This is a genomic window from Pseudocalidococcus azoricus BACA0444, from assembly GCF_031729055.1.
GTDB classification, from domain to species: Bacteria; Cyanobacteriota; Cyanobacteriia; order Thermosynechococcales; family Thermosynechococcaceae; genus Pseudocalidococcus; species Pseudocalidococcus azoricus.
In genome coordinates, this window is sequence record NZ_JAVMIP010000006.1 from 42,559 (window position 1) to 56,438 (window position 13,880).

At 51.0% G+C, this 13,880-nt stretch carries 15 protein-coding genes; 4 read left to right on the forward strand and 11 right to left on the reverse strand.

Annotated elements, in window-relative coordinates; translation table 11 throughout:
• Window positions 1–170 precede the first annotated feature (170 nt).
• On the forward strand, window positions 171–1,217 hold the full coding sequence (gene csaB, locus RIF25_RS07965) for a polysaccharide pyruvyl transferase CsaB (protein WP_322878020.1): 1,047 nt from the start codon (window positions 171–173) through the stop codon (window positions 1,215–1,217).
• 156 nt (window positions 1,218–1,373) lie between these two features.
• Here csaB and RIF25_RS07970 read toward each other — a convergent pair whose 3' ends face one another.
• Window positions 1,374–2,114, reverse strand: coding sequence for an HAD family hydrolase (locus RIF25_RS07970; RefSeq protein ID WP_322878021.1), 741 nt, complete (start codon window positions 2,112–2,114; stop codon window positions 1,374–1,376).
• A gap of 46 nt (window positions 2,115–2,160) precedes the next feature.
• Here RIF25_RS07970 and holA point away from each other — a divergent pair, with 46 nt between their 5' ends.
• Window positions 2,161–3,153 (forward strand): DNA polymerase III subunit delta, encoded by a 993-nt coding sequence (gene holA / locus RIF25_RS07975; RefSeq protein WP_322878022.1) that lies wholly within the window; start codon window positions 2,161–2,163, stop codon window positions 3,151–3,153.
• On the opposite strand, the gene RIF25_RS07980 is transcribed toward holA, so the two are convergent.
• The 6 genes from RIF25_RS07980 to RIF25_RS08005 all read right to left on the reverse strand — a co-directional run bounded on the left by RIF25_RS07980 (window position 3,110) and on the right by RIF25_RS08005 (window position 7,303).
• Window positions 3,110–3,613 (reverse strand): hypothetical protein, encoded by a 504-nt coding sequence (locus tag RIF25_RS07980; RefSeq protein ID WP_322878023.1) that lies wholly within the window; start codon window positions 3,611–3,613, stop codon window positions 3,110–3,112. The two genes, holA and RIF25_RS07980, sit on opposite strands and share 44 nt — an antisense overlap.
• Window positions 3,614–3,631: 18 nt before the next feature.
• Window positions 3,632–3,988: a YtxH domain-containing protein gene (locus RIF25_RS07985; RefSeq protein ID WP_322878024.1), complete on the reverse strand. Its 357-nt coding sequence runs from the start codon at window positions 3,986–3,988 to the stop codon at window positions 3,632–3,634.
• Window positions 3,989–3,990: 2 nt separating this feature from the next.
• Complete coding sequence (locus RIF25_RS07990) at window positions 3,991–4,344, reverse strand: hypothetical protein (protein ID WP_322878025.1); 354 nt, start codon at window positions 4,342–4,344, stop codon at window positions 3,991–3,993.
• Window positions 4,345–4,460: 116 nt separating this feature from the next.
• On the reverse strand, window positions 4,461–5,399 hold the full coding sequence (locus RIF25_RS07995; RefSeq protein ID WP_322878026.1) for a GDP-L-fucose synthase family protein: 939 nt from the start codon (window positions 5,397–5,399) through the stop codon (window positions 4,461–4,463).
• A 3-nt stretch (window positions 5,400–5,402) separates the two neighbouring features.
• Complete coding sequence (gmd, locus tag RIF25_RS08000) at window positions 5,403–6,485, reverse strand: GDP-mannose 4,6-dehydratase (protein ID WP_322878027.1); 1,083 nt, start codon at window positions 6,483–6,485, stop codon at window positions 5,403–5,405.
• Window positions 6,486–6,658: 173 nt separating this feature from the next.
• Window positions 6,659–7,303 carry an ABC transporter ATP-binding protein gene (locus RIF25_RS08005; RefSeq protein WP_322878028.1) on the reverse strand — a complete coding sequence of 215 codons (645 nt, stop codon included), beginning with the start codon at window positions 7,301–7,303 and terminating at the stop codon, window positions 6,659–6,661.
• 26 nt (window positions 7,304–7,329) lie between these two features.
• On the opposite strand from RIF25_RS08005, the gene RIF25_RS08010 reads away from it, so the two are divergent.
• Together RIF25_RS08010 and RIF25_RS08015 are read left to right on the forward strand one after the other, a co-directional pair.
• On the forward strand, window positions 7,330–8,238 hold the full coding sequence (locus RIF25_RS08010; RefSeq protein ID WP_322878029.1) for a Sll0314/Alr1548 family TPR repeat-containing protein: 909 nt from the start codon (window positions 7,330–7,332) through the stop codon (window positions 8,236–8,238).
• Window positions 8,239–8,881: 643 nt separating this feature from the next.
• Window positions 8,882–9,736 (forward strand): alpha/beta fold hydrolase, encoded by an 855-nt coding sequence (locus RIF25_RS08015; RefSeq protein ID WP_322878030.1) that lies wholly within the window; start codon window positions 8,882–8,884, stop codon window positions 9,734–9,736.
• A gap of 37 nt (window positions 9,737–9,773) precedes the next feature.
• On the opposite strand, the gene secF is transcribed toward RIF25_RS08015, so the two are convergent.
• From secF to RIF25_RS08035, 4 genes are all read right to left on the reverse strand, one after another.
• A complete protein-coding gene (gene secF, locus RIF25_RS08020) occupies window positions 9,774–10,691 on the reverse strand; it encodes a protein translocase subunit SecF (RefSeq protein WP_322878031.1) in 918 nt (305 codons plus the stop codon).
• Entirely contained in the window at window positions 10,688–12,124 is a 1,437-nt protein-coding gene (secD, locus tag RIF25_RS08025; RefSeq protein WP_322878032.1) for a protein translocase subunit SecD, read from the reverse strand. The genes secF and secD overlap by 4 nt, the downstream gene beginning before the upstream one ends.
• Window positions 12,125–12,152: 28 nt before the next feature.
• The gene (locus RIF25_RS08030; RefSeq protein ID WP_322878033.1) at window positions 12,153–13,136 is read right to left on the reverse strand and encodes an alpha-ketoacid dehydrogenase subunit beta; all 984 of its coding nucleotides are present in this window, start codon (window positions 13,134–13,136) and stop codon (window positions 12,153–12,155) included.
• A gap of 137 nt (window positions 13,137–13,273) precedes the next feature.
• Window positions 13,274–13,705, reverse strand: a complete 432-nt coding sequence (locus RIF25_RS08035; protein WP_322878034.1) for a COG3650 family protein — start codon at window positions 13,703–13,705, stop codon at window positions 13,274–13,276.
• Window positions 13,706–13,880: the final 175 nt, after the last annotated feature.

A 13,880-nucleotide genomic window follows, 5' to 3' on the forward strand; every position in this document is an offset into this window, starting at 1 on the left:
CTACATACTTATGCTGTTGCGGACTCACTCCTCTGGAATTCCTCGCCAAGCCCTTACCTCAAAAACAGATTGGGGGATGACCCAGGCCCTAGCCTCTGATTAAGCCAGGCCTTGTGAAAGAATAGGATGGTCAGGGACAACCTCAGATATTAGGAATTGGAACTGGATACTTGGGAAACGTAAAAGCTCACAGACCGGTTTTACTCTGCGGCTACTACGGGTTTGGCAATGGCGGAGATGAAGCCCTCTTAGCCGTCTTATTACAACTGTTGCCTGCGGATGTCACCCCAATTGTGTTATCGGCGAATGTATCCGAAACCCAGGCCTTGCACAGAGTTAAGGCGGTGGATCGGCGACAACTGGGCAAATTACTCCAAACTATTCGTCAATGTCAGGGCTTTATTTGGGGTGGTGGTAGTTTAATGCAAGATGCAACCAGTGCCATCAGTCCGCTCTATTACGGGGGTTTAATGCTCTGGGCCCAACTCTGGGGCTTAAAAACCGTGGCCTGGGCCCAGGGAATTGGACCATTGACCCGACCCTTTTCTCAATGGTGGACGGCTTGGCTATTGTCCCGCTGCTCAGTGGTGACAGTCCGAGATTCCCAGTCGGCGGCTTGGTTGCAAAAACGTCAGGTTCCCTCCGCCCAGGCCCCCGATCCCGTTTGGGCATTAACCACCATTGCATACTCTGAAGAGTTACCCGAGCGACGGGTTGCCATTTGCTTACGTCCCCATAGTTCTCTAACGTCCGCTGGATTATCGAGGCTGACGGAGGCTTTAATAGATTTTCAAAAAGCAACAGATACGTTTATTCTCCTTGTCCCCTTCCAAAAATCTAAGGATGTTCCCCTGGCAACTCTCCTCCAGGCCCACCTGCCCAAAGTGAGTCAAACAGTCTATCTAGAAAATCCTCAGCAACTCAAAGGCTTGTTTGAGACAGTCCAAATGACCATTGCCATGCGTCTTCATGCCTTGATTATGGCGGCGGCGGCAGGTTCTAAATGCTTTGCCCTCAGTTATGATCCCAAGGTACAGGTTCTGGCCCAAGAACTAACCTTACCCCATTGGATTTTGCCCGATTTACCGAACACTGCTAGTGAAATGACCCAGGCCTGGTTAGACCTTTATAGCTACGGTCAAGCCCTCTCTCCCCAACGCATCCAAGGCATCTGCCAGGCCACTAAAACCCATCAAAAAGCTCTGAACATTTTCTGACCGTCTTTTCAAACCAGAATTTAATCCTCATCAAGCATGGGGCAGACTGTTCTAAGGGAGTTGAAATGTCAAAAAACTGCTCGCAGCACTTTCTAACTTGTCCCCGTCTCACCCTCAATCAGTAATGCTATCGGTTGATGTAAATTTTCAAAATAGTTATTCCATCACTTGAATTGCCGTCATCTCCCTAATCACTACATCCACCTCTCTGAGTTGGGGAGGAATTGACCAGCCCCAGGCCACGCCAATCATTCCCGCCGCGCCGGCCCCTCTGGCCATTTGCCCATCCACATCGGCATCCCCCACCATCAGGACAGTTTCTGGGCTTTCTCCTAACAATTCACAGGCCTGGAGAAAGGGGGTGGGATCGGGTTTACTGGGGCCATGATCTGTGCCTTTTTGGACTAAGAAATAATCGGCTAGGTCATATTTTTCCAGAAATGCTTGCACATTAACGGTGACATCTGCGGACAAAACACCTAGCTTTAATCCGGTTTGATGGAGGCCTTGCACGAGTTCTAAAATGCCTGGAAACACCGGGGTATGGTCGGCTTTGACTTGCATAAAGGAATCAACCTCGGCAAACGCGGCCTGGGCAATCCGCAAAGACTCTAACCAGGGGCGACCTGTTTCGGCAATATAGGCGGCGGCGGCGATTAGGTTTTCTTGACGGGTGCCCACGGCCTGTAATCCACTGGGGTTAAGGCGGCCATTCTCCAAGCCAAAGGCGGATAATAGGGGGTCTTGAACTCCGGGAATTTGGGCATCAATGAGGCGGGCTCGCTTGAAGGTGATGGTTTTGAGATAAGCTTCCGAATGAGCCAGGGTTCCATCCTGATCAAAAATAATGCCCCGAATTGAGGAAAACCGATGCCCACCACAAATAATATCCACCATAGCCCCAGCCTCTCAGTTCCCCATCTAGCATACCCCTCGGCCTAAAATGCCCGTTTATTTCTATTGGGGCGAAGATAGCTACCGCCTGAACCAGGCCTGTCAAACCTTACGGGAAAAACTTGTGGATCCGGCTTGGGAGAGCTTTAATTTTGAAAAACTGCCCGGAGAGCAATCCGACACCCTGATCCAAGCCATCACCCAGGCCCTCACGCCCCCCTTTGGCAGCGGACAACGACTGGTTTGGGTTCAGGAAACCACGGTGGGGCAACGCTGTAGTGCCGAATTATTAGCTGAATTAGAACGCACCCTGCCCCTGATCCCGGACACCTCCCATCTTTTGTTAACCAGTAGTGCCAAGCCCGATGGCCGCAGCAAAGCCGTAAAATTTCTCCAACAACAGGCCAAGTTTCTCGAATTTAGCTTGATCCCGGCCTGGAAAACGGAGGATCTAGAACAGCATATTAAAACCACTGCCAAGGGCCTGGGCCTGGAACTCACCTTAGACGCAGTGGAATTATTGATAGAAGCGGTGGGTAATGATACGCGCCAACTTGTCAATGAACTGGAAAAACTCCGGCTCTATCTCCCCCCGCAAACGGCCATTACCGCCCAGCACGTCCAAGATTTAGTCACCACCACCACCCAAAACAGCTTGGAATTGGCCAGCACGATCCTCAAAGGGCAAGTCGGAAAATCCCTGGATCTCTTGGGCGACCTCCTGCGCCAAAATGAACCACCCCTGCGCCTTTTAGCCAGCCTCACCCGTCAATTTCGCACTTGGTTATGGGTTAAACTCCTCAGCGATGCCAAGGAACGGGATCCGCAAGTCATTGCCAAAGCGGCGGAAATTGGCAACCCGAAACGCGTCTATTTTCTCCAAAAAGAAGTCCAGCCCCTCAGCCGTCAAAGCTTGGAACAGGCCCTCCCACTCCTATTGACCATGGAGCTACAACTCAAGCAGGGCAACGATCCCCAGATCACCTTACCGATGGGGATTATTCAACTGTGTCAGTGCTTTGGGCAGGCTGGACGGGGTTAAGGGTTTGGGCCGATGGCTCTGTGATCCCAGCATCAGGTGAGAGGGAAGTTGGGGCTAAGGATTCCTGGCGGCGTTGATTGAGGGAACGGTGGGGGGTGGGCCGATTCCAGGTTTGCCACGCGGCTTTGACTCCGGCCATCACGCTACGGGTCGTCACACTGGCCTGGCGGACTTGTTGCTTGGCAGAGTCTAAACTTTGATCCACTTGCTTGACAACTCGGCCCGCACTTTGCACCCCTTCGCTAATGTCATCGGTCAAATCACTAATTTCCAGGCCTGTCAACCGAATCGCCTCTAGGGTTGGGGGTAACTCTCGCCCGAGGGTATCAAACATTTTTTCGGCACTGCGGGCAGCCCGGCCCAATTCAGCAAATACGGGCAATGCCGCCAACAAGACCGCCGTTAAGCAGACCGCTACGAGCAGGAAGGAAAGGGCTAACCAGAAAATCGGTTCGGTCACAGCAATTGCCCCAGACCCCTAAAGTTTAACCACTTCTTCGTCATCCAGCGTTTCATCCACATCGGGTTGGTCGAGGGCGGTTTGGAGGGCTTGCCGTTGTTGTTGGGACACTTCCAGGCCATCTTGAATCGCTTCCCGCAGTCGTTCAAGAGTGTCATCCCAACTGACCCGCGCGGCTTCCGAAAGGCGATCCGTATGAATTTGCAAGCTATCGGCTAAATCTTCGACTAATTCTGGCAGGGCATCCGCAGATTTCTTGAGCATAGAGCGGGTTTCGCGCCCAGAGCGGGGAGCCAACAACACACCGACCACTGCCCCAATCGCTGTCCCGACCAGAACGCCACCTAAGAAAAATCCAGAACGTTGATTAGCCATAATTATCTTCCTCGTGGGGTGCGGCGGCCTTGGCCAGTGACAATAGGGATAGGACGAAACCGAGATTGCCAAATCCGCTGGGCCTGGTTGAGCAGAGTCAAGGTTAGCCTTAAGCGTTGCCAGGGGGAGGGTTTACCTTTGTCTTGATTGAGATTTTGCCGCAGGGACGCAACACTAACCTGACCAATGATAATCACATTCGGAGCCTCGCCCAAAATAGCATGGGTATCCCGTTCGACTTGTAATAGGGTATCGGCAATCCCACGGATCATGACGCGGGCCTGGAGCAGTTGCCATGCCGTCAGCAGACACAGAAGGGCAATTAAGACATTACTAGCAAGGACAATTGTGACCATCACTGTCCCCAATCACTAAGGGCCAAGGGAATCAAACTTTACCGCTGATCATACCCCCCGGCCCTGAGGAATTGGTTAATTGAGAGATAAATTAAAGCTGAAGAAATCTCCACCCGTTAAGCAGCATGTTGCCGATACCAATCAATCGTGTTTTTCAAGCCCTGACGTAAATCCATCTGCGCTGTAAACCCAAAAGCAGCTTTAGCCCGTTCCGTATCCAAGCATCGCCGTGGTTGCCCATTGGGTTGATCCGGTTGCCAGACAATTTTGCCTTTGAACTCCATCAACTCGACAATCAACTCGACTAAATCCTTGATCGAAATTTCAAAGTTAGTCCCCAAATTCACTGGCTCAGAGTCATCATAGGCGACCGTTCCCATGACAATCCCCCGGGCCGCATCATCCCCATAGATAAATTCCCTTGTCGGACTGCCATCCCCCCAAACAGGAATTTCCGCATCACCGCGAATTTGGGCTTCATAGACTTTGCGAATCAGGGCTGGAATCACATGGGAACTGCGCGGATCAAAATTGTCACCCGGCCCGTATAGGTTCACAGGTAACAAGTAAATCCCGTTAAACCCGTATTGCTGGCGGTAGGCTTGGAGTTGGACGAGGAGGGCTTTTTTGGCCACACCATAGGGGGCATTGGTTTCCTCCGGGTAGCCATCCCAGATATTTTCTTCCTTAAACGGGACGGGGGTAAATTTCGGATAGGCGCAAATCGTCCCGACACAGACAAACTTCTGCACCCTGGCCTGGTATGCCGTATGGATCAGTTGTGTCCCCATGATCAGGTTGTCGTAAAAGAGTTCACCGGGTTTTTCCCGATTCAAGCCAATTCCGCCGACATGGGCGGCCAAGTGGATGACAATATCTTGATCCTTGACTACGGCCTGGCAGGCTTCAAGAGACCGCAAATCATACTGTTTCGAGCGGGGAATCAGGATATTGTCTTTGCTCGCCCCGGCCTGGAGCAGTTGCTTGACGACGAGCTGGCCTAAGAAGCCGGCGCCGCCCGTAACCAGAATTTTTTGATCCGTTAAATCCAGCATGAATTAGTCCGCCTTACTGATTAACTGCCGACTTGCGACCACATCCAACACCGACTCACTGGTAATTGCCTGACCATTATTGCTGATGACACCCACGGCCTGAAGATCCGCATTCACCATCAGCGCCACCAATTCTGGAAATGTCACCGAGGGTTGCCAACCAAGTTTTGCCTGCGCTTTGGCCGGATCCCCAATCAATAATTCCACTTCCGCCGGACGCAGATAACGGGGGTCAAACTCGACATAATCTTCCCATTTCAGATTGACATGGTTGAAGGCTAAATCTAAGAATTCTTTGACTGAGTAGGTTTCCCCAGTGGCGATCACATAGTCATCGGGTTGATCCTGCTGGAGCATCAGCCACATCGCCCGGACATAGTCTTTGGCATAGCCCCAGTCCCGTTTGGCATCAAGATTCCCGAGGTACAGTTTTTTCTGTTGCCCCGCCACAATCCGCGCCACCGCCCGGGTAATTTTCCGGGTGACAAAGGTTTCGCCCCGCCGTGGAGATTCATGGTTAAACAAAATCCCGTTACAGGCAAACAGGTTATAGGACTCGCGGTAATTCACCGTCTGCCAGTGGGCATAAACTTTGGCACAGGCGTAGGGGCTGCGGGGATAGAAGGGGGTCGTTTCGCTTTGGGGGACTGCTTGGACTAAGCCATACATTTCCGAAGACCCGGCCTGGTAGTAGCGGACTGCTGCATTCGTGCGTTGCTGATAGTCCCGGAGTGCTTCTAGGAGTCGTAACGTCCCCACACCTACCGTATCCACCGTATATTCTGGGGCATCAAAACTCACCCGCACATGGGATTGGGCCCCAAGGTTATAAATTTCATCGGGCTGGACTTGTTCAATAATTTTCCGCAGGGTCGTCCCATCCGCCAAGTCCCCATAATGCAAGGTGAGTTGAGGATGCTCTTGATGGGGGTCTTGATAGACGTGATCAATCCGGTCGGTATTAAAGGTGGAAGTCCGGCGAATAATTCCGTGAACTTCATAGCCCTTCTCTAACAGCAACTCTGTTAAGTAAGAACCATCTTGGCCAGTAATCCCGGTAATCAGGGCACGTTTAGGTTGGGGCATAGAAGTTTAACAATCCTTAAAGTTCAACTCAGGTCAGAGGGGATTTACAAAAGTTTGCCATAGATTGGGATCAATAATTTTTATACGTTGAATCTTTAGTCTGAGCCTTAATCTAAGCCTGATACCTGAGTCCTTGTCACTAGAAATGGAGCCGTTCTGAGCAAGGTTTCACCTCAAGCCGTCATCAGAGGAACAGTATCAGTCAGAGTGCCATGATCCAGATGCCAAGTGGAGTCAGCAATGGTCTGCAGTTCTGGGGCTTCATGGGTAACAATCAACAAACTCCAGTCCTGCTTTAGTTTCCCAAGCAAAGAAATAAGTTGTTGGCGCATTGACCAATCCAGGCCAGCCGTGGGTTCATCCAAAAGTAGCAAGTAGGGTTGACGAATGAGTTGAACAGCCAAAGCCAAACGCCGTTGTTGACCACCACTGAGGGACTGGGGGCGGGTATGGAAAGGTAAGTCTGATAGTCCAACTGAGTCGAGGGCCTGTTCGACGCGATCGAGGGGAATTTCTGGATGTCCAAGGCGAAGTTCCTCTAAGATTGTCCCGCCACAAAAATAGCGATCTGGAAATTGAAACACCAGGCCCGCCAGTTGTTGTAAATGCTGTGGGGTTAACTCTTGGGTATGCCAAAAAATTTTCCCTGCGGTGGGAGAGGCCAGGCCCGCCAAAATTTCCAACAGGGTTGTCTTCCCGGAACCACTGGGGCCAATGATCAGTCCTAGCTGCTGAGGTGCCAACTCCAAGGAAATATCCCGCAAAATGGCCTGGGGGGTTGCTGGAGGATGGTACGAGAGTTGTTTTAATTTAAGCAAGACGTTTGCCCTCGGAGTTAAGACCCATGCCTAGCCAATTGTCCTCGATCAATCCCAAATTCCGCCAGACTGCCCAACGTGCCTTATTGACTTGTGCGGCCATTGTACTCACCCATACCAGCGGGGCCTGGGCTGCGGATCCCTTTCGGACTGGGGAAAATAGCCGTCCCATTTCTGATGCTACGTCAGCGGTGTTTGTGGCAGTCTTTCGCGATGGAAACTACACCAAGGGTCGGCAACTCCTTCCCGCTGCGTTGAGAGCTAGTGCCCAAGAACCCTTAACGTTAACAATGGCGGGGGGGATGGCGTTTCTTGATGGCAACTGGGCAGACCTGAATCGCTATGCCAATCAAACCATTCAAGCGGCTCAAAAACTCTCAGGGCAAGACCCGCTTCGAGGCAATCTCTACCAGGCCGTGGGAAATTTTCTCTTAGCCGCTCATGATATGTCCGAGGGCGGATCGGGGCCAGTGGCCGGAGCAGCGTTGGCATTAATGCGGGCCCAAGATGTATTTGGCTATCTCAACCAGGCCAAGGCCATCAATCCCAATGATCCGGAGCTAAATCTGATTCAAGGCTTTATTGAATGGGGCGTGGCCAATAACTTGGGGATTTTCAAAATTGAAGATGCCATTACCCGTCTCCAAACTCAGGCCGCGCCCCCCTATCTCAGCTATCGAGGAGTAGCCTTGGCCTATCGCGATTTGAATCAGTCCCAATTAGCCCTCGAAGCCATTGAAAAAGCCATTGCTGCTGCCCCCAATAACCCAGAGTTAATTTATCTTAAGGCCCAGATTCTCAGTCAGGCGGGCAACAAGCAGGCTTCTCTCTCATTGTTTAATCAGGCCCTAACCATGAGCGAACAACTTCCGGGGGATTTGGTCAAACAAATGAAACTGGAGCGCGATCAGGTGCAGGCAGCCTTACCCCAGTAGAGAGCATTTTGGGGGAGATTTTTGGGGACTCAGTGATTATCTCGTAAAGGAAAGGATAGAAGATCTGCTATGAAAGTTCTAAACTGATCAAGGGAGAATTTGTTTTGAATCCTACCGAGATCCAGTGGAAGGTAATTCAGGCTTACTGAGTGGCTGGAGTTATTTATGATGAGTATTATTTTCCTAGTCTGGGGATGTGGGCTGTCTGGATTGGAGATTTTAATGGCCGGTTAGTCTGGGTTTACCCTGATGGCAGAGTTAAGCGAGTGAGGGAGAATTTAGACATGACTGAATTAACCTCTAAAGAAGCTAAGAACAGAATTGACTCTCTTAGGAGATTAGCAGAACAGCGAGCTAGGGATAAGGGCCAGTTCTCTATCCCCTTTAGCCTTAATCCTTGGCTTACTCAGTCTGAACAGTCAGAGCTATCTAGGTATCTCGCGTCTCTTGAGTGGGAAGATGGCCCGACCCTAGAAGAATTTAGGCAATCTCGCAGTCTCCAGCGTCAAGCCATGCCAGAATAGGGATTTTATCATCTTGTTGTAGATAATATGCCGTTTTCTCTAAGGACAATCCCCCAGGCCTGGGTCACAATGGAAAAAATCCCTGATGATTGGGTTGAACTCAGGTTTGAGACGGTATTATGGCAGTTCTCGATGGCCCCTGGACACATAAATTCCTCATCAGTAACGGCATTAAGCTCCACTATGTCACCCAAGGGGAGGGGCCGCTGGTGTTGCTTTTGCATGGGTTCCCGGAGTTCTGGTATTCTTGGCGGCATCAAATTCCGGTCTTAGCAGCAAATTTCAAGGTTGTGGCGTTGGATTTACGGGGCTATAACGCGAGCGATAAACCACCGGATGTGGGCAGTTACACCTTGGAGGAGTTAATCCTCGATATTGAGGGGGTGATTTCGGGCCTGGGTTATGAGCGTTGTATTTTAGTCGGGCATGATTGGGGGGGCTTCTTGGCCTGGGGGGTGGCTGATACCTATCCAGAGCGAGTTCAAAAATTATGTGTCCTCAATGCCCCCCATCCAGCTAAGTTTCGCGAGGGATTGTTGAACCCACAGCAACTCCTCAGCAGTTGGTATATTGGCCTGTTTCAACTCCCCTGGCTTCCAGAAGCTCTCTTGGAATGGAACGACTACCAGGCCATTGTCACCATCCTCCAAAGTAATGCGGTCAATCAGGCTGCCTTTAGCCCCACGGATTTAGAGGTCTATAAAAATGCAGCCGGCCGGCGGGGGTGCTTAAGGGCAATGCTGAACTATTACCGAAATCTGGGGCCGGGTCTGGGGGAACGAGATTGGTCAATTTTGAATATGCCGACCCTCATGCTCTGGGGTGAAGGAGATAAAACCCTCAGCCAAAACTTAACTATCGGGACTGAAGCATATGCTCGTGATCTGAGAATTCACTACATTCCCCACTGTGGCCATTGGGTTCAACAGGAACAACCCCAGCTAGTAAATCAATATTTAAGTGAGTTTCTATGACGATTGCTACACTTTTCAAGATTTTATGGTCGATCTGCTAAGCTTCCCGTTGCCGCCACCAGCCCAGGAGGGTACTCGCACAGAAAATACTCGAGTAGGCCCCACTGACAAAGCCAATGATCAAGGCCAAGGCAAAAAAGCGGAGGGTTTCACCACCAAAAAAAACAATGGCAATTAGAGGCAAGGTTGTAGTCAAGGTCGTGTTGATGGAACGAGTCAGGGTTTGGTTCACTGAGTCATCCACAACATCATCAATGGAGTTTTCGGGATGGATTTTTAGATTTTCCCGAATCCGGTCATAAATCACGACTGTATCATTCACGGAGAAGCCAATGATCGTCAGTAAAGCCACGACAAATAAACTATCGACTTCCACGCCCAAGGTAATGCCCAAAATAGCAAAAATACCAATGGTGACTAGAACATCATGGACAAGGGCAACGAGGGCAAAGAAGGCATAGTCAAACTGAAACCGTAAGGTTAAGTAAACCGTAATCCCGACAAAGGAGACCAGTAAGGCGAGTAAGCCGGAATTGAGGAGTTGTCGGCCTAGGGTTGGCCCCACTGTTTCGATTTGGGTTTGTTTCGGGTCAAATTTTCCTAAGCCTTGGGCCAATTGGGAGACTAACTTGGTGCGCTGATCCACATCTAAGGGCTGGGTGCGAATGGAAATACCCGTTTGATCCACAACTTGTAAACTGCTGTTGCCTAACCCTTGCTCGCTAAGAATGGCCCGGACATCGGCTAAGTCAACCGGTTGATCACAGGCCCCGGCTTGAGCGCAATCCAAAACCACCTGTAAACGCGTCCCGCCAACAAAATCCAGGCCAAGTTTCAGGGGGGCTTGAATTTGCGGGTTCGTCCAGGAAATGACCATCGCCACCAGGCCAGCCACAATCGTCACGACCGACACGCCCCACCAGAGATAACGATTTTTGGTGACACTCCAACTCATCGGGCCGACTCCAGACGGGGACAAAACCAATTCGGTTTACGCAAACTCGGAAACGTCAGGGAAATAAACAATAGGGTACGGCTACAGGTCAAAGCGGTAAACATACTCACAGCGACCCCAATCGCCAAGGTCAAGGCAAACCCCCGCACCAGGCCCGACCCCAGCCAAAACAGAGCACCACAGGCAATCAATGTCGTCACGTTACTATCCAAAATACTGGCAAAGGCCCGCTCAAACCCCGATTCTACAGAGCGATAAAGGGTTCGCCCCGCCCATAATTCTTCCCGCGTCCGTTCAAAAATCAAGACGTTTGCATCCACCGCCATGCCAATACTGAGAATAAATCCAGCAATTCCCGGCAGCGTCAAGGTTACGCCCAACAGCAAAAACACGGCATAGGTATAGATGGCATAGAGCATTAAAGCAATGTTGGCAATCGCACCAGGCAAACGGTAATAGGCCACCATGAAGACTAAAACCAAAGCCAGGCCCCCGATTCCGGCAATGACACTACTGCGAATACTGTCTTGGCCCAGAGTGGCCCCCACGGTGCGGTTTTCGACCAGTTCTAAGGGGACAGGCAAAGCCCCGGCCTGGAGTTGGACGGCCAGATCATTAGCTGTTTGGGCGGTAAATCCCCCCGAAATTTCGGCACTGCCGCCTTGAATCCCCGTTTGGGCATATTCAACCGAGACAGTGGGGGAACTAATCAGCTTGTCATCTAGGAAGATCCCAATGCTCCGGCCAGTCCCAGCCACCCGCTTGGTTAAATCCGCAAAAAGAGTCGCCCCCTGCGTATCAAACCGAATCACCACACTCCAACTTTGGGAACCCGGCCCCACGGGACTAGCTAAGGCCTCCCGCACCATCGCGCCAGTTAGGTCGGTTTTTTCAAACAGGTTTTGGATCGCAGCGGCACTTTTGGCCAGGGACTCTTTATTTTTATCCAGAGCAGCCTGATTTTCAGCTAACTCTGTGGGTTTATTTTCACCTTCAAGCTGGGCCTGGGCGGCTAAGAGTTTAATCTGCTCAAATAACAGTTGCCCTTCTAACTGCTTTTCAATCGGGAGTTGGGCTTCTGTCCCAGGTTTTTGCCAGCGAAAATCCAGTTGGGCCGTGCCTTTTAAGACCCGCTCGGCTGCTTCTGGATCCGTGACCCCCGGCAGTTGAACTAATAGCTTATCGTCTCCCGCAGTTTGAACTTGGGACTCGGAAACCCCCAGGCCATTGATCCGATTCTCAACTACTTTGAGGGTGGCCTCTAAAATTGTCGGGGTAATTTGCCTCACCTTTTCGGTTGTTTTCACTTGCAAGGTCAATTGGGCCCCACCCCGTAAATCCAGGCCTAGGCGTGGCGGTGTTTGGACAATGACCCAGAGTGCAGCAATGAGTAACCCAACTATTACCAATAGAAATCCGCGGTGCTTACCCATAATTTCCGAATCCCTTGTCCCGCTTTCCTTAAATCTGATTAGCCGTTATTTTTTGCACCGCGTCCACAATCTGGGCCGGTTGGACAATGGTGAGGTTTTCTAAGCGACCGTTGTAGGGGGTAGGAATATCTTGGGAGGATAACCGCAACACAGGGGCATCTAGCTCATCAAAGTACCGCTCATGGATGGAAGCACTCAGTTCTGCCCCAATCCCGCCTGTTTTCATACATTCTTCCACAATCACCACCCGATGGGTTTTCTGGACTGAAGCCCCAATGGTGTCGTAGTCCAAAGGTTTGAGGGAAATTAAATCAATCACTTCTGGATCATAACCTTGGCTTTCCAGGGTCTTGACCGCTTGGAGAACATGGTGGCGCATCCGGGAGTAGGTCAAAATTGTCACGTCTGCACCCCGCCGCACCACTTCCGCTTTATCCAGAGGCAGCCAATACTCTTCTTCGGGGATGTCATCTTTGAGGTTATAGAGGAGGACGTGTTCAAAAAACAACACCGGATTAGGATCCCGAATCGCCGACTTCAACAACCCTTTGGCGTTATAGGCTGTGGAGCAAGCAACAATTTTTAACCCTGGCACGGCCTGGAAATAGGCTTCTAAGCGTTGGGAATGTTCCGCCCCCAGCTGCCGCCCCACACCCCCGGGCCCGCGAATCACCAGCGGAATTTTGAAATTTCCCCCGGAGGTATAACGCAGCATCCCGGCATTATTGGCAATTTGATTGAAGGCCAAGAGCAAAAAGCCCATATTCATCCCTTCCACAATCGGTTTTAAGCCCGTCATTGCGGCCCCCACTGCCATCCCCGTAAAGGCATTTTCAGCAATGGGTGTATCTAGCAAGCGTAAATCGCCGTACTTTTGATAGAGATCTTTGGTCACTTTATAGGAGCCGCCGTAATGCCCAACATCTTCCCCCATGACAAACACGGTGGGATCATGATCCATTTCTTCATCAATGGCAGCCCGCAGCGCATTGAACATTAACATTTCCGACATGGGCGCATCCTAAAAAACACCAGCTTAAAAAAAGATGACTATTGCTTACCTTATCAGAAACCCAGCCGATTCCTTCGCCCCCATTCCAGGCCAATTACTCCCCTCAAACTAGCCCTAAATCATATCCGCCCCGGCCGTTAACGGGGATTCGCACATCCTTGATAAACTTGGTTCTCAAAGACAAAAATGGCCTGGTAAGCGTGGGCTTGATCACTCATACCATCACTACAGTTGTTTTGGATGAGCGTCAGAGAATTACTGTTGCCCAAGTTGAAAAATAAAACAAGGTCTTCTGGGCGACCGACTGCATCGAGGGGCTGAACCGCGGGAAACTGAGCTTGAGTTCCTGCTGGCGTACTGTAAACAATCCCAGTCGGAGTCACATTCACGCCCCAAAAGGGTTCTGTCCCAAATGCCCGAAACTGCCAGGCCTGGACGGGTTCTGTGGTTGATTGTGGCTCTGATGGTAGCTGGGAATTGGCCGGACTGACTCCTCCTGAACTCTCCAGCGTGAAGCCAAGCCAGAGGATGGGGATGATCAAAGCCAGCCAGCGTTTTTTGAGGATCATGTTTGACCTGTTCTCTAGGTTCTCTACGTATATGGTGATTAATGGTGAGCAATCCAGTGGGTGTTGTCATTCACACTGAATATGACCTGGCCCGTGAGGGGGGATGTTCCAGACTATGCTCAAGCCTTAAGGAAGCTTCACGAACCACCACCCCAGGCCACCCTGCAAGAGTCCC